Consider the following 19,978-nt stretch of genomic DNA (forward strand, 5'->3'; position numbering starts at 1 on the left):
CCATGGCCGATATCAGGATCGAAAACCTCCGCAAGCAGTTCGGCAGCTTCGTCGCCGTGCAGGATTCGAGCTTCGTCATCCATGATGGCGAGTTCCTGGCGCTACTCGGACCGTCTGGCTGCGGCAAGACGACGACGCTTCGCATGATCGCCGGCCTCGAACTGCCGACGAGCGGCAAGATCTACCTCGACGGCGAAGACGTCACCTTCAACCGCGCCAGCGCCCGCGACATTGCCTTCGTCTTCCAGCTTTTTGCGCTCTATCCGCATATGAACGTGCGCAAGAACATCGCCTTCCCGCTGCTGTCGCAAGGCATGCCGAAGGCGGAGATCCGTCAGCGTGTCGAGGAAACCGCGCGGCTGCTGCAGATCGATCATATCCTTGACCGATCCGTCTCCGGGCTTGCCGGCGGCGACCGCCAGCGCGTGGCGCTCGGACGAGCAATCGTGCGCCGCCCGAAGTGCTTCCTGATGGATGAGCCGCTCGGGACGCTCGACGCCGAGTTCCGCGAGGTCATGGTCCATGAACTGCGCGAACTCCACAACCGCATCCATGCGACGACGGTCTACGTGACGCATGACCAGCATGAGGCGATGGCGATGGCCGACAAGATCGCCGTGATGAACCACGGCGTCATCGAGCAGTTCGGCACGCCGCAGGAAATCTACAGCAAACCAGCGACCATGTATGTCGCCGATTTCATCGGCTCGCCGCCGATGAATTTCATGCGCTTCACCTCAGGCCTTCAGACGGGCGCACAATCGATCTCGCTGCATGGCGTCAACGTCAGTATTCCCGAGGTGCATCAAGATCTAGCGGAAGCCGAATTGGCGCTCGGCGTCAGGCCGGAGCATATCCGCTTCAGCGACGCCTCTCCGTTGCGTGGCGCCGTCTATGGCAGCGAATATCTCGGGACCAATCAGGTGGTGGCGGTCGAGACCTCGAGCGGCGTCATCAAGGCGCGCGTACCGGCAAACCGTAATTTCCATATCGGCGAGACGGTTGGCCTTGAGTTCAACCCGGCCAAGCTGGCGCTGTTCGATTGCAAGTCGGGCCGCGCCATTGCCTCGGCGCTGTATTCGGAGGAACGTCATGGCTGACGTCGCGCTCAAGGGTCTCAACAAGCGTTTCGGCGACACACAGGCACTCGCTGATCTGGACCTGTCGATCCGTGACGGCGAGTTCGTCGTCCTGCTTGGGCCGACGGGCGCCGGCAAAACGACGACGCTGCGCCTTATTGCAGGCCTGGAGCGCCCCGACAGCGGCCGGATCGAAATCGGCGGTCGCAGCGTTGCCGGCGAGGCACCGGCTGAAAGGGATGTCGCCTTCGTCTTCCAGCAATACTCGCTCTACCCGCACATGACGGTTTACGACAACCTCGCCTTTCCGCTGCGAGCGCCGGTGCGCAAGCTCGGGGCCGAGGAGATCGACCGCCGCGTCCGGGAGATTGCACGGATGGTCAGGATCGACCATAAGCTGGAGAACCGTTCGACACGCCTTTCGGGCGGCGAAATGCAGCGCGTTGCGATCGGCAGGGCGCTGGTGCGGCGGCCCGCCATCTACCTGATGGACGAACCGCTCTCCTCGCTCGATGCGAAGCTGCGGGCGGAACTGCGCCTGGAACTGAAGCGCATCCAGAAGGAGCTCGGCTCGACACTGCTCTATGTGACCCATGACCAGGTCGAGGCGATGACGATGGCAGACCGCATCGGCATCGTCGCGGGAGGCCGACTGCTGCAGGTCGGAACGCCGCGTGAAATCTACGGCAATCCCGCCAGCCTTCATGTCGCTGCCCGTCTCGGCCAGCCGCACATCAACCTGCTGCCCGCCGATCTCCTTCCCGGAGCCAATCCACCACCCGGGACCAGGACGGTCGGGGCGCGAACCGAACATCTTGAAATCATCGTTGACAAGAATGCCAATGCGGAAATCGACTGGATCGAGCACCTGGGAGACCAGAACCACCTGCACATCCGGGTGCGCAACCACAAGCTCGTCACACTTGCCGATCCATATCTTGCAATTCGGCCAGGTGATCGAATCAGCCTGACACTACGCGATCCGCTTTATTTCGACGCCAGCGGCCAGCGGCTGTGACACCGAACGAAACAAAACACTCGCATGAACAGACGGGTCTCTCTCCATGAAACACTTCTTCAATCGCCGGGAAACGATCGTAACCGAAGCCCTCGACGGCGTGCTTCTGACGAGCAGCCCCGGGCGCCTTGCCCGTCTGGACAGCTTCCCTGAGATCAAGGTGATCCTCCGCGCCGGCTGGGACCGGTCGAAGGTCGCGATCATCTCCGGCGGCGGCGCGGGCCATGAGCCTTCGCATGCCGGCTTCGTCGGCAAGGGAATGCTGACGGCCGCGGTATCCGGCGAGATTTTTGCTTCGCCCAGCGTCGATGCGGTGCTGACCGCAATCCGAGCCGTCACCGGCCCCAAGGGTGCATTGCTCATTGTCAAAAACTATACCGGCGACCGCCTGAACTTCGGCCTGGCCGCCGAAAAGGCGCGTGCCGAGGGGTTCGCAGTCGAGATGGTGATCGTTGCCGACGACATTGCCATCCCCGGCATCAACCAGCCCCGCGGCGTTGCCGGCACACTGTTCGTGCACAAGATCGCCGGCTACCACGCCGAATCCGGTGCTGACCTGAAGACGGTCACGGCACAGGCAGCTGCGGCAGCGCGCGACATCGTATCCCTCGGCATGTCACTTTCGACCTGCAGTGTACCAGGCCAAGCACATGAGGATCGGATGGGGGCCGACGAGGGAGAGCTCGGCCTTGGAATCCACGGAGAGCCCGGCGTCGAGCGCATCGCGTTGCAGCCGGTTGCAGATCTCGTGGCAACCATGAGCGAGCGGTTGGCTGCAAGGATTGATGGCGCGGGCGACTATGGGCTGCTGATCAACAACCTCGGCGCGGTACCGCCGCTTGAAATGGGCGTCATTGCCAACGCCGTGTTGTCCTCTTCTCTTGCCCGCCGCGTCCGGCTGATCGTCGGGCCGGCTCCGATGATGACCGCGCTCAACATGAACGGCTTTTCGCTTTCGCTGATCCGTCTGGATGCCACCCGCGAGGCCGCACTGAAGGCTGCGGTCGAACCGCACGCATGGGCACCCGTCGTCGAACGGCACGAGATCACAGTCATTCCTGCACCAGCAAGCACCTCCACCCTCGCCGAGGTCACTTCGGTCAGCGACCATGGCGGGAACCGCCGGCTCCTTGCCGCAGTTTGCGAGCATCTGATTTCCCTCGAACGCGAATTGAACCACCTGGATAGCCGCGTCGGCGATGGCGACACCGGCTCCACCATGGCAACGGGTGCGCGCAGCATCCTTTCCCGGATCGACGCGCTACCGCTGAATGACCCCGCCGCCACTATGGCCGCAATCGGCGAGGTTCTCGGTACGAGCATGGGTGGCTCGAGCGGCGTACTGCTCTCGATCTTCTTTACCGCCGCATCGAAAGCCATGGCGGAAAAGGCGGATCTTGCGGCTGCCCTGCTTGCCGGACTTGATCGGATGACGTTCTATGGGGGTGCCGCAGTCGGCGACCGCACGATGGTCGATGCGCTGGCGCCGGCGCTCGCGGCCTTGAGATCGGGTGGCGTAGCGGCTGCGGCAAGCGCGGCGGCGGCAGGCGCCGAGTCGACAAAAGCGATGCGGAAAGCAAGGGCCGGACGCGCGTCTTATATCGGAGAAAAGGATCTGGAGGGAGTGCCGGATCCGGGAGCCGTCGCGGTGGCAGGTGTATTCGAGGTCGCGGCACGGCTGACATGAGCTGGTGCTGCGGTTGGGAGGCTATCAGGTGCAGGCAGAACCGGTTCTTCTCGCGGGATTGATTGAGGCTTGCCGGGCCGCGATCACGGCAAATAGCGATCACCTCTGCGCACTCGATCGCGCGATCGGTGACGGCGATCATGGGACCAATATGCAGCGCGGCTGCGAGGCGGTCAGCGCCGAGGAAGCGACGGTCTCAGGCCTTCCCTTGCCCGAGGCGCTGGAACGGATCGGCCTAACCCTGGTGATGAGCATCGGCGGCGCCGCCGGCCCACTTTACGGGACACTACTGATTGAGATGGGGCGCGAGCTTCGCAAATCGGGCCGGGAACAGGATTTTTCGCTTGCCCTCAAGCAGGCCATCGATGCCGTGGCCCGCCGTGGGCGCTCGAACGCTGGCGACAAGACGCTGCTCGACGTCCTGTATCCGGTGCAGGATGCACTCGCACAACATTCCCCCCTGACGGATATCGTGCGCCGTGCAGAGCTTTCCGCCCGACTGACCGGCGCCATGAAGGCCATGCGCGGCCGCGCGGCCTACCTTGGAGACCGTTCGATCGGACATGTCGATCCCGGCGCTTCGAGTTGCGCCCTTCTGACAACCGCCATCTGTCGCTACCTTGAGGAGCACCGCCCGGAATGAATGCGAAGACCCCAAACGTCGGGATCGTGATCGTCTCCCACTCGCCGCTGGTCGCGAAAGGCACCGCCGAGATGGTGCGGCAGATGGTGGGTGACAGCGTGCCGCTTGCCTGGTCGGGCGGCAACAGTCGAGGCGAGCTTGGCACCGATGCCGGGGGAATTCTCAAGGCAATTGACGAGGCATGGTCGGAAGCTGGCGTCGCCGTCTTCGTCGACCTTGGGGGGGCCGAAACCAACAGCGAAATGGCGATCGAGATGCTCGGTTCTCCCCGCTCCCAAAAGGTTTCGATCTGCAACGCCCCTGTTGTCGAAGGAGCCGTTATTGCCGCTGCCGAGGCCTCCGGTGGGGCGTCGTTGGCCAAGGTGGTCGCGACGGCAGAGGAGCTATCACCCTGATGAACGGCGGTTTTCGTATTGGGGCCCACGAGGCCGGGCAGATCCATGCCAGTTGCCAGACCGAAGTCGAGGTGAAGCATGGCGTTGGACTGCATGCTCGACCGTCAGTGACGTTCACGCGGCTGGCAAAGTCGTTTCCGTGCTCGATCGAAGTCGCGGTCAACGGCAACGACGTCTGGTTGAACGGCAAGAGCATCATCAAGATCATGGGCGCCAAGATCCGCAAGGGTTCGGTGCTCAAGATCCGTGCAAACGGCATTCTCGCGGAAGAAGCCATCCGGGCATTGAAGGACCTCATCGAGCGCAATTTCGACGAGGAAAAGAAGCATGGCCGAACCGCTTAGACTGAAAGCCACCAGCGCCTCGCCAGGTAGTGCGAGCGGCCCGGCCTTCGTAGCCGAACCGGTCGAACCCGCCGCGTCAATCCCGTCAAGCTTATCCGGCCAGGTCGAGCTCGCAAGTGCGATCGAGAAAGCTATTCTCGAACTGCAGGAACTGGCCACCGGGACGGACCCGGAGGGCGGCGATATCGTCGAGTTTCAGATTGAGGTACTTCGCGATCCGACGCTGACCGAGGCGACTGGCGCGCGCATCGAGGCTGGCGAAAACGCGGCATTCGCCTGGGTCGGAACACTCGATGGATACATCCGGGAACTGGAGTGCTCGGAAGAAGCCCAATTGCGGGCGCGCGCCGTTGACATCCTCGATATCAAGAACCGCGTCTTGTCGGTGCTCACGGGAACGACTGTCGACGACTTTCCATCCGGATCGATCTATGTTGGAAAGGATATGGAACCCAGCCGTTTCCTAGCCCACGACTGGTCGGCCGGCGGTGGTATCGCTCTTTACGCAGGCAGCGCGGTCGGTCATGTCGCCCTGCTTGCCAGATCCCGGTCGATACCGATGGTGATCGGCGCCGGCCGCTTCGTAACAGCAGGGGGGCAACATATCGGAGTTGATGGTGACACTGGTATTGTCATTCTTCAGGCAGCCAAGTCGAACGCGACCTCGGCGGGACACGGCGATCCGTCAAAAAGCACTGCTCTGCCACTCGACAACGGAATTGTGTACACGTCGGACGGAACGCAAGTACTCCTGTCCGTCAATGTCAACGCTCCGACAGAAGTGGACGCGGTTCCCGCCGAGGTGACCGCGGGCATAGGGTTGATGCGGTCTGAATTCGCGGTGATGTCGCTCGGTGATGCAGCAAACGAAGAAAAGCAGCTTGCAATCTACCGACGCCTCCTGGAATGGGCAGATGGACGTCCTGTAACAATCCGCATGTTGGATGTCGGGGGCGACAAGCCGCTTCCGGGCATTACCGAGACCTGCTCGCTGCGCGGTATCCGTCTGCTTCTTGCCCGGCCGCAGATTGCGCGGGTTCAGGCGCGTGCGCTCCTTCGAGCAGCAGTCTTTGGCAACCTGCGTATCATGTTGCCAATGGTGACATTCCCTTCCGAAGTTGATGACATGCGGCAAATCTGTCGCGAAGAAGCCGGCGAACTTCGCCGCCGCGGCGTGCCGCACCGCACTCCGCCGATCGGCATGATGGTGGAGGTACCGGCAGCCGCGCTCATGCTCGACGACTTTGATGGCGCTGACTTCTTTTCGTTCGGCACGAACGACCTGACGCAATACCTCGTGGCCTCCGCACGTGACGAGGTCGGCTTCAGCCTGGAGCGAGAGCGAGTCGTACCGGCCGTGCTGCGCCTGCTGACCCAGGCGGTGAAGCTCGCCGGCGGCCGACCGGTCAGCATTTGCGGTGACATGGCCGGCGACCCGCTGCGCACGCCCGGTCTCCTCGCGGCAGGCATACGCCATTTTTCGGTGGCGCCAGCTCGACTTGGCGCGATAAGATCGGCACTCGTCGGCCTGAACGCCGATGGGACAAAAGCAGCCGGGGACTAGGGATGGCGCGCGAAGACACCGAAGACGCCATTATCGCCTACAAGGACATTCTGGCGCAGATTATCGACAACCGACCGTCAGGAACACGTCAGAGGCTGGCGACGGAACTCGGCAAGCATCGCAGCTTCGTCACCCAGATAACCAGCCCCACTTATGCGACGCCTCTTCCGGCGCGTCACCTCGCGACCATCTTCAGGGTGTGCCATTTTAGCCCCGCCGAACAGGACCGTTTTTTGGACGCCTATCAGGTCGCCCATCCCGGCAAGCTGCCGGAGTTTGGCGCCACGGAAAAACTGCGGCATCTTTCGATAATGGTGCCTGACTTCGGCGATGAACGCCGCAACCGGCTTCTGGAAGAGGCGATCACGGACCTGGTCCAAAAGATCGCCGAGATTTCGGGGCCGCCTGATTGAACGGACGGTTCGCGCGGAACGAGCGCTAGATGATCATCGCCTTGGGAGGGGTTTGATGAAGAAATTCATGAATGCAGCGGACACAATGGTCGCCGAAAGCGTCGAAGGCTTCGTGCGCGCCCATGAGGAGTTCCTTGTATTCGGCGCAGACCGTCAATTTGTCCGTCGTCGCCACCTCGTTCCAGGTAAGGTAGCAGTCATCTCCGGGGGTGGAGCGGGCCACGAGCCGATGCATGTCGGCTTCGTCGGTCGCGGCATGCTGGATGCAGCATGCGTCGGGCATATTTTCACGTCCCCTACTCCAGGCCAAATCCTCAGCGCGATAGAGGACGTGGACACCGGTGCCGGCTGCCTGCTGGTGGTAAAGAATTATGACGGCGACCTCATGAATTTCGAAATGGCGGCAGAGATGGCATCGAGCCGCCACCGAATTGAGATGGTGATCGTAAGCGACGACATCGAAACGGCAAGCACGAACGACGGCCGCGGTCGACGAGGCATTGCCGGTACGGTAATCATGGAAAGGCTTCTCGGCGCCGCCGCGGAAAACGGCATGGCACTCGCTGAATTGAAAACCCTTGCTGCCGGCCTCGCGTCCCGCGTCAGATCGATGGGTGTCGCACTGACCGGTGTCACGGTGCCGCACACGCGGCGATCGACCTTTTCACTCGGCCCCGAAGAAATAGAAATGGGTGTTGGCATTCATGGAGAGCCGGGCCGTTCAAGAGAGCCCTTCTCCAACGCGGACACCATCGTGAGGCATCTAAGCGAGGTGGTTTTCAACGAAGTCGCTCGGGTTTCTGACAAGGCATTGCTTTTCGTGAACGGCCTTGGCGGCACGCCGCCGGCGGAACTTTATCTCGCTTACAACGTCGCGCATCGCTTCATGCAGGGTCATGGTCTGCAGATCGCGCGCTCACTGGTTGGTACTTACGCAAGCTCACTTGACATGCAGGGCCTTTCGATCTCGCTCGCTCTGCTTCGTGACGAAGAGTTCGCTCTATGGGATTCGCCTGTCGCCACGGCTGCCTTGCGCTGGGGCTGCTAGGGATGGGTCTGTCGTGGCGACCTCAGCGCAGCGGCCTGCAACTCGTCGGACCCAAAGGTTGGAAAATCTTATAATTTCGGCGTCAGCATCTCGAAACGGTCACGGATCGTCGAGCAGGTATCGCCGCCAAGGCGCGCGATGGCATCGACTTGCCTGGGATCGACGCGCAGACCTTCAGGATCGACGACACCGTCGCGATAATGAGCATAGACGATCTCGCCCATGATGATCTGACGGGATTTCCCGAGCTCAAGCGTGACATGACGCCTGCACTCGAATGCTGCGGGTGCTTCCGCGATCCATGGCGAAGCGACTTTCTGACCCGCCATCGCCGTCAGTCCCGCCTCCTTGAGCTCGTCGACACCACGCGGATATTTTGACCCGCAGACATGCATCGCTTCGGCAATGGAAAACGACACAATGTTGACTGTGAAGACTTCCGTCATGCGGATGTTATAGCCCGTGTCCTTGAAAGACATGTCCGGATTGTTCTCGACGCCGAGCGCCAGGATGGGCGGATCGGCGGAGAGGCAATTGAAGAAGCTAAACGGGGCGGCATTGATACGGCCATGTTCGTCGACCGTAGTCACCAGCGCGATCGGTCGCGGAATGATCGTGCCAATCATCAGCTTGTAACGCTCACGCTCCGAGAGTGCTTCGAAATCGAAGGATATTGTCATCGGTCAGCCTGCTGCTCGCATCGGCGCGAAAGCGCTCATAGCGCCGGTAAAGGGTTTTGCCAGAGGCGATGCGTAAGAACCGCGCTTGCTCGTCGACAATCCGAGCGAAACCAGCGCCTCGGCCTGCTTCACCGCTACGGCGACCCCATCGACCACGGGCACGCCGTAGATATCCTGCAGCTCGCGCGCCAGATCAGTCATCCCAGCGCAGCCAAGCACGATCGCTTCGGCGCCATCCTCAGCAAGAGCACGCTCGATCTCGGCCCGGAGCTTGCCGATAGCGCCCGAAGTGGGATCTTCGAGCTGAAGAACCGGAATATCGGAGGCGCGCACCCTGGCGCGTCCGCCCATGCCGTAGCGTCGTACAAGATTGTCAATCAAGACACGCGAACGCTCCAGCGTCGTCACGACGGTAAATCGCTGCGCCAGGAAGCCTGCGGTGGCGACCGCAGATTCACAGAGTCCAAGCACCGGCACGTCGGCAAAGCTGCGCGCCGCGTCAAGTCCCGTATCGTCGAAGCAGGCGATGATCGCGGCATCGTATTCGCCAGCCCGCTCCTTGAGTTCGCTGAGAAGTCCCGGGATTGCGAGCGCCCCGTCATAATGCCCTTCAATCGATACCGGCCCCATTCGCGAGGTGGCGGCAATGATGACGGTGCCAGACGCCATGACCGCGCGGGCAGCAAGGGCTGCCTTCTCGGTCATGGTTTCAGTCGTATTGGGATTGACCAGAAGAATGCGCATTGGGGGTCAGCTTACCTTTGCCTGACGCCGACGCAGCATGAGCATGATGCCGAGCGCGACGAGGATGATAGTGAAGGAAAACAGCGTCGTTACCGTGCCGAGCGCGTATAGCACCGGCGTCGTGACGTTGGTGGTCATACCGTAGATTTCGAGCGGCAGCGTGTTGTAGCTGCCTGATGTCATCAGCGTCCGGGCGAATTCGTCGTAAGAGAGCGTGAAGCCGAACAGCCCGACACCGATCAGGCTCGGCGCAATCATCGGCAGCACGACGTGGCGGAAGGTCTGCCAAGAACTCGCGCCAAGATCGCGGGCAGCTTCCTCGTAGGCGGGCGAGAAACGGTTGAACACGGCGAACATGATGAGCACGCCGAACGGCAACGTCCATGTCAGATGCGCGCCGAAGGCCGACGAATACCAGGCAGGCTTCAGCCCGCCCTGCTGGAACACCACGCCGATTCCGAGCGAGATGATGATCGACGGCACCACGAGGCTGGCGACAGTCGCGTAAAACAGAAAAGTCGCGCCACGGAACCGGCGGCGGAAGGCAAGGCCCGCGAGCAGCGATACGACGACCGTGACAACCATCACCATCAGGCCGAGCGTAGACGACCGACGGAACGAGGCGCCGAAATCGCCCACCGCCTGTTTCTCGAACAGATTGTAGAACCAGTGAACGGAAATGCCGTTCAGCGGAAAGGTGAGGCCGCCATCCGGCCCCTGAAAGGACAGGATCAGGATCGCCGAGAGCGGTCCGTAGAGGAACAGCACGAAGACAAGGAAGAAGGCTGCGAGCACGTAGAATTCGAAGGTGCGCCTCTCGTGGTTCATCTCAAAGCTCCTTGCGGATATCGACGACGCGCAGGATGGCCGCGACCATCATCAGGACGACGACCAGAAGCACGACGGCATTGGCGGCGGCGGCAGGATATTGCAGCAGCGACATCTGGTTCTTCATCATCAGCGCCACTGAAGCGCTCTGCCCGCCGGACATCACCTGCACGGTGGAGAAGTCAGCCATCACAAGCGTCACAACGAAGATCGAGCCGATGGCGATGCCGGGCTTGGCGAGCGGGATGACGACGTTCCAGAGGATCTGCCAGCCGCTGGCGCCGGCATCGCGCGCTGCCTCGAACAGCGAGCGGTCGATGCGCATCAGCGTGTTGAAGATCGGTGTCACCATGAACAGCGTGTAGAGATGCACCATGGCGAGAACCACGGCGAAATCGGAATAGAGCAGCCACTCGATCGGCTGCGGGATGATGCCCGCCTTGATCAGCGCAGAGTTGACGAGGCCATTGCGGCCGAGCACCGGGATCCACGAGATCATGCGGATGATGTTCGACGTCATGAACGGCACGGTGCAGACCAGAAACAGGATCATCTGCGTCGACGTGCGGCGGATATGAAAGGCAAGGAAATAGGCGACCCAGAAACCGATGAAGACGGTCAGCGCCCAGACGATGACGGTGAATTTCAGCGTATTGAGATAGGTCTTCCACGTCACCCACGAGCCGAGCGTCTCGGTGTAGTTCATCGTCAGGAAATCGGGATAGAGACCGGCGAAGTCGTAATCCCAGAAGCTCACCACCGCGATCATCGCGATCGGCAGGATGAAGAAGAAACCGAGGATCAGGATGAGCGGCGTCGCCTGGAGATAGGAGGCGGCCCACGGCGCAAGCCGAAAGCCAGCACTGCGGACCCGGTCAGTCGTCTCGTTTGTCTCTGCTGAAGCGATCGTCGCCATCTGCCATCCTCTCGGATTTGCCTTGAAACGGAATTGAGAGAGGGATCGAAGACCCCTCCCCAACCCTCCCCACAGGGGGGAGGGAGTTCTTCTGTTGCACCCTCCCCACAAGAGCGAGGGCGTTTTCTGCCGCCACGCTCCTCGGGAGGAACCGGCTCCTTGCCGCAGCGCCCACGCTCCCTCCCCCTTGTGGGGAGGGTTTGGGGAGGGGAAAGCGGCACCCGCTGTGGCGGATGATGGCCGCCTTAAGCCGCGATGAACTCGTTCCAGCGGCGAACCATGTAGCGGTCTTCGTCCATGACGGAGTTCCAGCACGCGACATGACCCATGCGCTCTTCGAACGAACCACCGTCGCGAACGGCGCCGGCCTTCTCCATGACCTTGCCTTCCGGCGAGAGGATATCGCCCTGGGCTGCCTTGCCTTCGATCCAGTAGCCCCACTCGTCAGCCGTCATGAAGCCCTTGGCGGTGTCCATGCAGGCAGAGTAGTAGCCCTGGCGGTTGAGGTAGCCGCCGACCCAGCCGGATGTGTACCAGTTGATGTACTCGTAGGCCGCATCGAGCTCGGCACCCTTGAGGTGCGAAGCGAGGCCGAGACCGCCGCCCCACGAGCGATAGCCTTCCTTGAGCGGCTGGTATTTGCAGGCGATGCCCTTGGAGCGAACAGCGGCGACAGCCGGCGACCACATGGACTGGATGATGACTTCGCCCGAAGCCATCAGGTTGACCGACTCGTCGAACGACTTCCAGAAGGCGCGGAACTGACCGTCCTGCTTTGCCTTGATCAGGAAGTCGATCGTCTTGTCGATCTCTTCCTTGGTCATGTTGCCCTTGTCGGCGTACTTGATGTTGCCGAGCGCTTCCATGATCATCGCGGCATCCATGATGCCGATCGACGGGATGTTGAGGATTGAGGTCTTGCCCTTGAACTTCGGGTCCATGATATCGGCCCAGGTCGAGATCTCGCGGCCGACGAGATCAGGGCGAATGCCGAGCGTGTCGGCGTTGTAGATCGTCGGCATCATGGTGAAGAGCTCGGTCTCGCCCTTGGCGAAGGTCTTGGCGTCGGCTTTTTCGACGTAACCGACCGTGTGCGGCGCGGTGCCCTGCGCAATCACGCTATCCGGCTTCAGCTTGCCGTTCTTGAACAGCGGAACGACCTTGTCGTAGTACTTCAGCTTCTTCACATCCATCGGCTGGATGACGCCGGTCGGATAGACCTTCTTCAGGATCCAGTATTCGATGTCGGCGATGTCGTAGCTGTCAGGCTGCGTCACGGCGCGCTGCGCGGCGGCGTCGGAATCCGTCGCCGTCATCTCGAGCGTGATGCCGAGGTCCTTCTTGCACTGCTCGGCGATGGCGTTGATGTTGGAGACGCCGGTGCCGAACTGGCGAAGCGTGATGTTGGACTGCGCCCAGATGGTCGGGAAGCCGGTGATCAGGCCGGAGCCGGCGGCAGCGCCGAGGGCGGCAGCACCCGTCTTCAGCAGGCTGCGGCGCGACACGCCCTTGCCCATCAGACCCTTCTTGGTGGTTTTCGTTGTATCAGTCATGTCAGTTCCCTCTGGTTTTTGTGGTAATGAAGATTCATGCCGAAACGCGGCCCAGGAGAACGGCGTCCTCCAAGGCCCAACTCAGGGACACCGCATCGCCGACCGATGCGGGGTTGGCGAAATAATCGCCATCGGACGCAATGACGGTGAAGTCATCGCTGCCCGCGCCGGCCACGGTGAGCTTCACCGAGGCGCCGCGATATTCGATGTTGGAGACGACGCCGTTGAAACCGAGCGTCTTGTCGGAAGCGGTATCGAGCCGCACCCGATCTGTGCGGATACCGATGTCGACACTCTCGCCGGCGTGCTTGCCGTTGCCGCGCACCGAGAATGTCTGACCTTCCGGAACCTCGAGCGTCGTAACACCGTCTTTCGAGGAAACGACGCGGCCGGAGAGAACATTGTGATCCCCCATGAAGCGAGCGACGAAGGCGGTGGCCGGCTCCTCGAAGACCTTGCGCGGCGTTGCCGCCTGCTCGATCTTGCCGTCGTTCATGATGACAATGATATCGGCGAGCGCCATCGCCTCTTCCTGGCTGTGCGTCACATGCACGAAGGTGATGCCGAGGCTCTTCTGCAGCTTTTTCAGTTCGGCACGCATGCGGATCTTCAGGAACGGATCGAGCGCCGACAACGGCTCGTCGAGCAGCAGCGCTTCCGGATCGGTAATCAGCGCGCGTGCCAGCGCCACACGCTGCTGCTGCCCGCCTGATAACTGTGCTGGCCGCCGCGTCGCATAGGCGTCCATCTGCATCAGTTTCAGCAACTCGAGCGCCTTGGTCCGCCGTTCGTCCTTCTCGACACCCTTCATCTTCAGGCTGAAAGCGACGTTGTCGACGAGGTCGAGATGCGGGAAGAGCGCATAAGACTGGAACATCATCGCCGTGCCGCGCTTGGCCGGCGGAAAGTCGGTGACGACTGTATTGCCAAGCCTGATATCACCGGACGAAATGCTTTCGTGCCCGGCGATCATGCGCAGCGTTGAGGTCTTGCCGCAGCCGGAGGGGCCGAGAAAGCAGCAATAGGAACCGGCCGGTATCTTCAGGCTGATGGAATGGACCGCCGTGGTGGCGCCATACACCTTGGAAACTGATACGATATCGATCTCTGCGGCCTTCGACATTGGTCTTCCCCTGTTCGAGAAGGACAATGCATCCGCCGTGCCAGTTCCTATTGCGGTGCATCAAGCGTCGAAAAATCAAACACTTCGCTTTGCAGAAGGGTCACACATCAAAATTGCGGCACCAACATCACCTGCCCAGAAAATAGGCTATCGTTCGCACTTCGTGCAAACGATCGTATACAATTTAGCCATCTCTTTGAGCGCAAATTCCGTTTAACTTTTACGGGAAACGCAGATATCATTTCCCGGTCAAAAGGTATTTGTGTTCATGAAGCCCACCGCAACCGCCGTGCATACCACAGAGGATTCAACCGATACGGGCGCACAACAGATCCGCGACGCGATCCGCGATGCGATCGTCGAGCGGCGGCTGTCGCCGGGAACAAAGCTATCGGAAAGCGATGTCGGCAACCTGTTCAACGTCAGCCGTACGCTTGCGCGCGCCGCCCTGCAGGCTCTTTCCTATGAGGGCCTGGTCAGCGTCGAAAAGAACCGTGGCGCGTTCGTCGCCTACCCCTCGCCCGATGAGGCTCGCCAGATTTTCGCTGCCCGCCGCCTGGTCGAGCCCGGGATCTTGCGGGAGGCTGCAGCCAGAATCACGCCTTCGCAAATCCAGCATCTGAAGCAATTGCTCATCGCGGAAGGCCGCCTGATGAGCGAGCGCGGCCAGATGGCACGACGTGCCGAGATCAAGGCATCGGGCGACTTTCACCTGACGCTTGCCGCCATATCCGGCAATGCGATCATGCAACGTTTTATGGATGAACTCGTAGCCCGCTCGTCGCTGGTGATCGCCCTTTATGGTCAATCGACCATATCGAGTTGCGGTCATTCCGAGCATGGCGATATCGTCGCCGCGATCGAGAGGAACGATCTCGACGAGGCATGCAGGCTGATGCTGCACCACATCGCGCATATCGAGGCCGATCTTGATCTTCGCGAACGCAAGAGCGTCGGTCTCAAGGAAGCCTTCGAGGGGTGAGGTCAGATTAACCAGAGCCGAAGGCGTTGACCGGGTACTGCTGGTTTCCAAGTCTGCCATGAGCGGAAGGGCATCATCGGATGCCCGACCCGCATCGGGATCGCCGAGACAAATGCTCGACAGGCAGCAGAAAAAGAGACTACCGGCGGCGCAAAGTCATGGTCCGCTTATGGCCTGCCGAGAGCGGACGATAATCGGCGCCTCTTTAGCTGGAGGCGGCACAGATAGTCCGACCCTTCCATCAGATACGCGGGAACACCGTCGTCTTCTTGACGGTTGCATAGGCGAAACTTGTGTCGATCCCCGCGATCCCTTCGATGTTGTGAAGCTGTTGCCTGACGAACTGCTCGTAGTCCTTCAGACTTTGAACGAGGACGCGCAGGAGATAGTCGGCCTCCCCCGTCATGACGTAGCAGTCCTGTATATTGTCGATGGAGCGGACCTTTCGCTCGAAGGCCGCGATCGCCGCCTCCGAGTGGCGCTCGAGCCTGATGCGGACGAACGCGGTGATTGGAAGCCCGTAGGCCTCCTCATCCACGATAGCGGTGTACCCCTTGATGACACCGTTCTCTTCCAGGAGCCTGAGACGGCGAAGACATGGAGACGGCGAAAGCGCCACTTTCTCGGAAAGCTCTTGGTTCGATAGGCGGCCGTCCCGCTGCAGCGTAGAGATGATCTGTCGGTCCTTCTCGTCCATGGCCCTCCCTCATTGGCAGAATCTGCCAAATATCGTTCCTGATGGGATCAACATAGCAAGAAACTGCCTGAGGAAGAAGCATATCATGTCACTCAATTTGACATCGAGGTTTCTCATGGCCGACATTACTACGACTTTCCCCAGACCGACGATCAAGTGGAATGAGACTGCCGCTGCAGGTTATGTTGTGTTGGCGCTCGTCGTCCTCATCTGGGCTGGGTTCGCGCTCACCATGCGAGCCATGGGCAAGTCACCGCTCGCTACTGCGGATGTCGCCCTGATCCGCTTCGCCGTGCCTGTGGTGGCGCTCCTGCCCTTGCTGTTCGGCCGCCTGCATCTGCTGCGGCAAGTCGACCGCAAGGCCGTCCTGTTGGTGCTGGCAGGTGGCGTGCCTTTCTATTTCATCGCGTCTGCGGGAGCCAAGCTGACCTCAGCGGCCTATGTTGGCGCATTGATCCCCGGTACGACCCCGCTCGCAATGGCCCTGATCTCGCGCTTGTTCATGGGTCGGAGACTCTCTACAAGACAAGCTCTTCCGATCGGACTTATCGTGGGTGGCGTCGTACTCATGATCGCTGGACAACGCCACGCTGTCACCGCGGAGACACTGCGGGGCGTCGGACTGCTTCTGCTCGCGAGCCTCATCTGGGCCGGATACACGATCGGGCTGCGGCATACCGGGTTGGACGCGATCTCAAACGGCCTCCTACTTTCGATCGGTTCCCTGGTGGCTATCGTACCTATGATGCTCGTCGGGCTGGTCGGAAGCAATTTCGGCCACTTCAGCCTCGGCGAGGCGCTGCCTTACGCACTCGTCCAGGGTATCGGGACGGGGCTGGTCTCGACCTTGGGCTACGCGTTCGCGATCTCGCGGCTCGGCGCGTCCCGAAGCGCCACGATCGGGTCCCTGTCTCCGGCGCTAACGTCCCTTTTAGCTATACCCCTATTGGGAGAGTCGCTCGCCGTCGCGACCGCCATCGCCGTCGCCCTGATGACATTCGGCGTAATCTTGGCGAATCGTACGGGCGAACGAGTTCCAGAATGACGGCTCGGCGCTTTGACTCCATGGAATAGGCGCGTCCCACGCCTCGAAGCGACGTGTCAGCAAATTCAGGGCTGTAGGCGCTCCGTGAACCGCCGTCGTTTAATGCGCACCTCCCGGTCAATGCCAATCGAGGTAATGGCGCGCGCTGCGCCCTTGGCGACTTGAGGTTTCACGTCATGCCGCCCCAGTCCCTCAACACTTAGGCAAACGCCTTAATATTATTGACAGGTGGTCCTGCTCGTTATAGTAAGGCACATGCCTTATCATTCCGCACCCCTGGATCTCGCCTTTCACGCCTTAAGCGACCCGACCCGCCGCGCGGTGGTTTCGCGACTGTCTGAGGGCGAGGTACCGGTGAGCCTCCTGGCCGAGCCGTTCGACATGGCCCTGCCTTCGTTCGTCCAGCATCTCAAGGTTTTGGAAGATTGCGGGCTGATTGCCAGCGAGAAGCGCGGGCGCAGCCGCTGGTGCCGGTTGGTACAGGCGCGGTTCGACGAGGCGGCGGACTGGATGGAGGCAGAGCGCCGGCGCTGGACCGACCGGTTGGATCGGCTGGAAGTCTATTTGGACAAGACGAAAGAGGATGGTGAAGGCAATGGCAAACCCGTTTGATACATGGTCGCTTGATCGAGAGATCGTACTGGTGAAAGTTCTGAACCATCGACGCGACAAGGTTTTTGCGGCGTGGATGGACCCCGGGGCGCTAGCCGAATGGTACGGTCCGGCCGGCCTGAAGATCGAGAGCTGCGAGGCCGACATACGCGAGGGCGGACTCTGGCGGTTCGACATGGTTGGCCTGTTCGAGGGCAAAGAACAGCGTTTCCCGAACCTCATGCGCTTTCTGGAGATCGTGCCAAACGAGCGGATCGTGATGGACTATGGCACGCCTGATCCCAACGACCCCGACCGCTTCCGCGCCACGGTGACCTTCGATGAGCAGGCCGACGGGAAGACCGTGCTCACCATGCGCCAACTCCACCCCACCCGCCAGCGACGTCAGGTCGTCATCGGCTTCGGCGCGGTTGAGTATGGGCTACAGACGCTGGATGGCCTCGCAGCTTGGTTGGACGGCTGAGTATTTGGCCAATCAGCGCCGTCTGTACACCTTCTGTGAATTGGGTTTGTTGTGGTTCTGACAGAAAGCAGGCAGACTGCGCCGGGCAAACTTGGGAGAACGCTTCATCGTCCTCCCTCCTGCCGCCGGTTTCGACTGATCGCCAGGAAGCCCTCCGCCTCATTCCACATAGAAGACCATGTTGCCGTTTCGCGCTCTCATCACCCATTCAATGTCATTGGGCGTTAGCTTCTTGGCCTTCAGTTGATCAACAAGCCATTTGTTCTGGCGTGCTGCGTTTCGGATCGCGTTCACATGCTGCGCGTCACCCGGCGATGGATGCGCACCTGTTTCATGCGCCGTACGGTAGCTTACGACTGAGAGTCGCTTCCCGTGATAAGTCCGCACATACGCAGGGAGATTTTCGCTCCAGTTCATTCTCCGGTGTTCTTGCCTCGTCTGTTGCGCTGCAGCCAGCAGGGCGGTCGGGATCGTCGAGACCGCAATGCCCAGGACAATAGCCAGCTTCCTCATGACGCCCTCCGAAGAGAAAGGTTGCCGGACGATCTTACGCGATATGGAGGCAGCAGGCACCGTGGGAATCGCCGGTTTGCATCACGGGCAGAAGGCAATGATGGCCCGGGTTGGGTCCCTGCGGACCAAAGGGCGATCCAAACCCTGCCTGATCCTGAGACGGGCCGACCTCCCCTCCGAAGTCAGCGATCAATTGATGGTCTACACGGCTTATCAGTTGGGGGCATGTTGTTAGTGAGCCGCGATTCACGTAGAAGAGGGCTCCCATCAAGTTCACCCCGGAGCTCCCGTGCATATCGGACCGCAACAGCGGATTTACGTCTGTTTCTTCCTGTTCGCCGTCTCCATGGGCGCCATGCTTTCGCGCCTTCCGGACATTCAAGATGCGCTGCAGATCGATAAGTCCGAGCTTGGCCTGACTCTGATCGGAGCCGCCATTGGCGCCCTGATTTCTTTGACGTTCTCGTCACCGATCGTCGCCCGCCTTGGAGCTCGAACGACCGCCTTCCTGACCGTCTTGGGTACCTCCGCTTGCCTTGCCCTCGTGCCATGGATGAGCGCCGCTCCCCTGGTATTCGGTATTCTTCTTTGCGAAGGACTTCTGGCGGGGGCGCTGGAAATCAATCTCAACGTCGAGATCGATCGGATCGAGGCGCAACTGGGGCGCGGCGTCATGAACCGGGCGCACGGTTTCTGGAGCCTCGGCTTCTTCGTCACCGCGCTGATATCGGCCGCGGTCCGTCAGGCTGGAGTGTCAATGCAGCTCCATTTGGCTTTGACGTTTGGCTTCGTCTTGGTCGTTGGCACTCTGGCAATCGCAGGCATGCGCAATGCTCCAGCCAGACCCACGCAGGAGCATTCCGACACGGGGCGCATCGCGCTACCGACCATTGCGCTTCTTCCTCTGTGTGTGATCGGTATCGCTGCTTTCCTGGTTGAGGGTGCAGGCATCGATTGGTCTGCAATCTATATGCGCGACGTATTCCAGTCTGAGCCCTTTGTGGGCGGCCTGGGTCTCACGCTTTTCACCTTCTTCATGGCTATGACGAGGATTTTCGCAGATCCGTTCGTCGATCGCTTTGGCTCGCGGGCGGTAGCATTCACTCTGCTGTTGGTGTCGGCAGCCGGTCTGAGCGCAGTTTGGCTTGCGCCGCATCAATTGATCGCCCTTTTCGGGTTTGCCCTCATGGGCGGCGGCTGCAGCGTGGTTTATCCGCTTGCGGTTTCCGCGGCGGCCCAGCGGTCGGACCGAGCCTCTCATCTCAATGTCGCAGCGCTCGGTCAAATGTCGTTTGTCGTGTTTTTCCTCGCTCCGCCACTCCTCGGTTTTGTAGCGGAGCATTTTGGTATACGGACAGCATACTTGGTATGTTTGCCCGTGATCCTGGGCGCACTGATATGCGTTCGCGCCCTCTCCGCCCGGCGCCCGTTGGCCGTCGCATAGGGTTGGCTGCCAATCGCACCCTGCTTTTCCGATGACGGCAACACGAATGAGGTCGGACTTTGAGGTTCGTAGTGACCTCTTCTCTTCGTTGCAGGAGGTGCCGGCAACGAACCGACGTCCTGGACGAATCGCTCCTCCCAAATTGCGACCCTATAGTCCCCTATTCGCCCGCTAGACTTCCACGAGC

22 protein-coding genes are annotated in these 19,978 nt (G+C 60.8%); 14 read left to right on the forward strand and 8 right to left on the reverse strand.

Annotated features, from left to right (window positions below):
* Positions 1-2 precede the first annotated feature (2 nt).
* The 9 genes from FHX16_RS10430 to FHX16_RS10470 are packed head-to-tail and all read left to right on the forward strand — an operon-like array spanning position 3 to position 8,191.
* A complete protein-coding gene (locus FHX16_RS10430) occupies positions 3-1,100 on the forward strand; it encodes an ABC transporter ATP-binding protein (protein ID WP_183861930.1) in 1,098 nt (365 codons plus the stop codon).
* The gene (locus tag FHX16_RS10435; RefSeq protein ID WP_183861932.1) at positions 1,093-2,097 is read left to right on the forward strand and encodes an ABC transporter ATP-binding protein; all 1,005 of its coding nucleotides are present in this window, start codon (positions 1,093-1,095) and stop codon (positions 2,095-2,097) included. Before FHX16_RS10430 ends, FHX16_RS10435 begins: the two co-directional genes overlap by 8 nt.
* 46 nt (positions 2,098-2,143) lie before the next feature.
* Positions 2,144-3,784 (forward strand): dihydroxyacetone kinase subunit DhaK, encoded by a 1,641-nt coding sequence (locus FHX16_RS10440; protein WP_183861934.1) that lies wholly within the window; start codon positions 2,144-2,146, stop codon positions 3,782-3,784.
* 28 nt (positions 3,785-3,812) lie between these two features.
* Positions 3,813-4,427, forward strand: coding sequence for a dihydroxyacetone kinase subunit DhaL (gene dhaL / locus FHX16_RS10445; protein WP_183861936.1), 615 nt, complete (start codon positions 3,813-3,815; stop codon positions 4,425-4,427).
* A complete protein-coding gene (gene dhaM, locus FHX16_RS10450; protein WP_183861938.1) occupies positions 4,424-4,822 on the forward strand; it encodes a dihydroxyacetone kinase phosphoryl donor subunit DhaM in 399 nt (132 codons plus the stop codon). The genes dhaL and dhaM overlap by 4 nt, the downstream gene beginning before the upstream one ends.
* On the forward strand, positions 4,822-5,166 hold the full coding sequence (locus FHX16_RS10455; protein ID WP_114713753.1) for an HPr family phosphocarrier protein: 345 nt from the start codon (positions 4,822-4,824) through the stop codon (positions 5,164-5,166). Before dhaM ends, FHX16_RS10455 begins: the two co-directional genes overlap by 1 nt.
* Entirely contained in the window at positions 5,150-6,730 is a 1,581-nt protein-coding gene (locus tag FHX16_RS10460; RefSeq protein WP_183861940.1) for a putative PEP-binding protein, read from the forward strand. The genes FHX16_RS10455 and FHX16_RS10460 overlap by 17 nt, the downstream gene beginning before the upstream one ends.
* A gap of 2 nt (positions 6,731-6,732) precedes the next feature.
* Entirely contained in the window at positions 6,733-7,143 is a 411-nt protein-coding gene (locus FHX16_RS10465; RefSeq protein ID WP_114713755.1) for a hypothetical protein, read from the forward strand.
* Between the two features lie 55 nt (positions 7,144-7,198).
* Positions 7,199-8,191 (forward strand): dihydroxyacetone kinase subunit DhaK, encoded by a 993-nt coding sequence (locus FHX16_RS10470; protein WP_183861942.1) that lies wholly within the window; start codon positions 7,199-7,201, stop codon positions 8,189-8,191.
* 68 nt (positions 8,192-8,259) lie between these two features.
* On the opposite strand, the gene FHX16_RS10475 is transcribed toward FHX16_RS10470, so the two are convergent.
* From FHX16_RS10475 to FHX16_RS10500, 6 genes are all read right to left on the reverse strand, one after another.
* A complete protein-coding gene (locus FHX16_RS10475; protein WP_259127567.1) occupies positions 8,260-8,871 on the reverse strand; it encodes a flavin reductase family protein in 612 nt (203 codons plus the stop codon).
* 3 nt (positions 8,872-8,874) lie between these two features.
* Positions 8,875-9,615 carry an aspartate/glutamate racemase family protein gene (locus tag FHX16_RS10480; RefSeq protein ID WP_183861944.1) on the reverse strand — a complete coding sequence of 247 codons (741 nt, stop codon included), beginning with the start codon at positions 9,613-9,615 and terminating at the stop codon, positions 8,875-8,877.
* 6 nt (positions 9,616-9,621) lie between these two features.
* Positions 9,622-10,443: an ABC transporter permease gene (locus FHX16_RS10485; RefSeq protein WP_183861946.1), complete on the reverse strand. Its 822-nt coding sequence runs from the start codon at positions 10,441-10,443 to the stop codon at positions 9,622-9,624.
* A gap of 1 nt (position 10,444) precedes the next feature.
* Positions 10,445-11,359 (reverse strand): ABC transporter permease, encoded by a 915-nt coding sequence (locus FHX16_RS10490; protein WP_183861948.1) that lies wholly within the window; start codon positions 11,357-11,359, stop codon positions 10,445-10,447.
* Positions 11,360-11,604: 245 nt separating this feature from the next.
* Positions 11,605-12,912 (reverse strand): PotD/PotF family extracellular solute-binding protein, encoded by a 1,308-nt coding sequence (locus tag FHX16_RS10495; RefSeq protein ID WP_183861950.1) that lies wholly within the window; start codon positions 12,910-12,912, stop codon positions 11,605-11,607.
* Between the two features lie 34 nt (positions 12,913-12,946).
* The gene (locus FHX16_RS10500; protein WP_183861952.1) at positions 12,947-14,035 is read right to left on the reverse strand and encodes an ABC transporter ATP-binding protein; all 1,089 of its coding nucleotides are present in this window, start codon (positions 14,033-14,035) and stop codon (positions 12,947-12,949) included.
* Positions 14,036-14,303: 268 nt separating this feature from the next.
* Between FHX16_RS10500 and FHX16_RS10505 the strand changes: the two genes are divergently transcribed.
* Positions 14,304-15,017 (forward strand): GntR family transcriptional regulator, encoded by a 714-nt coding sequence (locus FHX16_RS10505; RefSeq protein ID WP_210296667.1) that lies wholly within the window; start codon positions 14,304-14,306, stop codon positions 15,015-15,017.
* Between the two features lie 241 nt (positions 15,018-15,258).
* Here the strand turns inward: FHX16_RS10505 and FHX16_RS10510 are convergent, their stop codons facing one another.
* Entirely contained in the window at positions 15,259-15,714 is a 456-nt protein-coding gene (locus tag FHX16_RS10510) for an Lrp/AsnC family transcriptional regulator (RefSeq protein ID WP_016555203.1), read from the reverse strand.
* A gap of 115 nt (positions 15,715-15,829) precedes the next feature.
* Between FHX16_RS10510 and FHX16_RS10515 the strand changes: the two genes are divergently transcribed.
* The 3 genes from FHX16_RS10515 (at position 15,830) to FHX16_RS10525 (ending at position 17,834) form a co-directional block, all read left to right on the forward strand.
* Positions 15,830-16,759, forward strand: coding sequence for a DMT family transporter (locus FHX16_RS10515; protein WP_183861954.1), 930 nt, complete (start codon positions 15,830-15,832; stop codon positions 16,757-16,759).
* A gap of 255 nt (positions 16,760-17,014) precedes the next feature.
* Positions 17,015-17,371 (forward strand): helix-turn-helix transcriptional regulator, encoded by a 357-nt coding sequence (locus tag FHX16_RS10520; RefSeq protein ID WP_183861956.1) that lies wholly within the window; start codon positions 17,015-17,017, stop codon positions 17,369-17,371.
* Positions 17,355-17,834 carry an SRPBCC family protein gene (locus tag FHX16_RS10525; RefSeq protein ID WP_259127594.1) on the forward strand — a complete coding sequence of 160 codons (480 nt, stop codon included), beginning with the start codon at positions 17,355-17,357 and terminating at the stop codon, positions 17,832-17,834. The genes FHX16_RS10520 and FHX16_RS10525 overlap by 17 nt, the downstream gene beginning before the upstream one ends.
* A gap of 159 nt (positions 17,835-17,993) precedes the next feature.
* Here FHX16_RS10525 and FHX16_RS10530 read toward each other — a convergent pair whose 3' ends face one another.
* Complete coding sequence (locus tag FHX16_RS10530) at positions 17,994-18,347, reverse strand: hypothetical protein (protein ID WP_183861960.1); 354 nt, start codon at positions 18,345-18,347, stop codon at positions 17,994-17,996.
* 289 nt (positions 18,348-18,636) lie between these two features.
* On the opposite strand from FHX16_RS10530, the gene FHX16_RS10535 reads away from it, so the two are divergent.
* Positions 18,637-19,791 (forward strand): MFS transporter, encoded by a 1,155-nt coding sequence (locus tag FHX16_RS10535; protein ID WP_183755366.1) that lies wholly within the window; start codon positions 18,637-18,639, stop codon positions 19,789-19,791.
* Positions 19,792-19,978: the final 187 nt, after the last annotated feature.

It is taken from the genome of Rhizobium sp. BK661 (genome assembly GCF_024808825.1).
Lineage (GTDB): Bacteria > Pseudomonadota > Alphaproteobacteria > Rhizobiales > Rhizobiaceae > Rhizobium.

What these genes read in the sequence shown, in the direction of transcription:
- FHX16_RS10430 (WP_183861930.1), top strand. Translation starts at nt 3, where the DNA reads ATGGCCGATATCAGGATCGAAAACCTCCGCAAGCAGTTCGGCAGCTTC.
- FHX16_RS10435 (WP_183861932.1), top strand. Translation starts at nt 1,093, where the DNA reads ATGGCTGACGTCGCGCTCAAGGGTCTCAACAAGCGTTTCGGCGACACA.
- FHX16_RS10440 (WP_183861934.1), top strand. Translation starts at nt 2,144, where the DNA reads ATGAAACACTTCTTCAATCGCCGGGAAACGATCGTAACCGAAGCCCTC.
- dhaM (WP_183861938.1), top strand. Translation starts at nt 4,424, where the DNA reads ATGAATGCGAAGACCCCAAACGTCGGGATCGTGATCGTCTCCCACTCG.
- FHX16_RS10455 (WP_114713753.1), top strand. Translation starts at nt 4,822, where the DNA reads ATGAACGGCGGTTTTCGTATTGGGGCCCACGAGGCCGGGCAGATCCAT.
- FHX16_RS10460 (WP_183861940.1), top strand. Translation starts at nt 5,150, where the DNA reads ATGGCCGAACCGCTTAGACTGAAAGCCACCAGCGCCTCGCCAGGTAGT.
- FHX16_RS10465 (WP_114713755.1), top strand. Translation starts at nt 6,733, where the DNA reads ATGGCGCGCGAAGACACCGAAGACGCCATTATCGCCTACAAGGACATT.
- FHX16_RS10470 (WP_183861942.1), top strand. Translation starts at nt 7,199, where the DNA reads ATGAAGAAATTCATGAATGCAGCGGACACAATGGTCGCCGAAAGCGTC.
- FHX16_RS10475 (WP_259127567.1), bottom strand. Translation starts at nt 8,871, where the DNA reads ATGACAATATCCTTCGATTTCGAAGCACTCTCGGAGCGTGAGCGTTAC.
- FHX16_RS10480 (WP_183861944.1), bottom strand. Translation starts at nt 9,615, where the DNA reads ATGCGCATTCTTCTGGTCAATCCCAATACGACTGAAACCATGACCGAG.
- FHX16_RS10485 (WP_183861946.1), bottom strand. Translation starts at nt 10,443, where the DNA reads ATGAACCACGAGAGGCGCACCTTCGAATTCTACGTGCTCGCAGCCTTC.
- FHX16_RS10490 (WP_183861948.1), bottom strand. Translation starts at nt 11,359, where the DNA reads ATGGCGACGATCGCTTCAGCAGAGACAAACGAGACGACTGACCGGGTC.
- FHX16_RS10495 (WP_183861950.1), bottom strand. Translation starts at nt 12,912, where the DNA reads ATGACTGATACAACGAAAACCACCAAGAAGGGTCTGATGGGCAAGGGC.
- FHX16_RS10500 (WP_183861952.1), bottom strand. Translation starts at nt 14,035, where the DNA reads ATGTCGAAGGCCGCAGAGATCGATATCGTATCAGTTTCCAAGGTGTAT.
- FHX16_RS10505 (WP_210296667.1), top strand. Translation starts at nt 14,304, where the DNA reads ATGAAGCCCACCGCAACCGCCGTGCATACCACAGAGGATTCAACCGAT.
- FHX16_RS10510 (WP_016555203.1), bottom strand. Translation starts at nt 15,714, where the DNA reads ATGGACGAGAAGGACCGACAGATCATCTCTACGCTGCAGCGGGACGGC.
- FHX16_RS10515 (WP_183861954.1), top strand. Translation starts at nt 15,830, where the DNA reads ATGGCCGACATTACTACGACTTTCCCCAGACCGACGATCAAGTGGAAT.
- FHX16_RS10520 (WP_183861956.1), top strand. Translation starts at nt 17,015, where the DNA reads ATGCCTTATCATTCCGCACCCCTGGATCTCGCCTTTCACGCCTTAAGC.
- FHX16_RS10525 (WP_259127594.1), top strand. Translation starts at nt 17,355, where the DNA reads ATGGCAAACCCGTTTGATACATGGTCGCTTGATCGAGAGATCGTACTG.
- FHX16_RS10530 (WP_183861960.1), bottom strand. Translation starts at nt 18,347, where the DNA reads ATGAGGAAGCTGGCTATTGTCCTGGGCATTGCGGTCTCGACGATCCCG.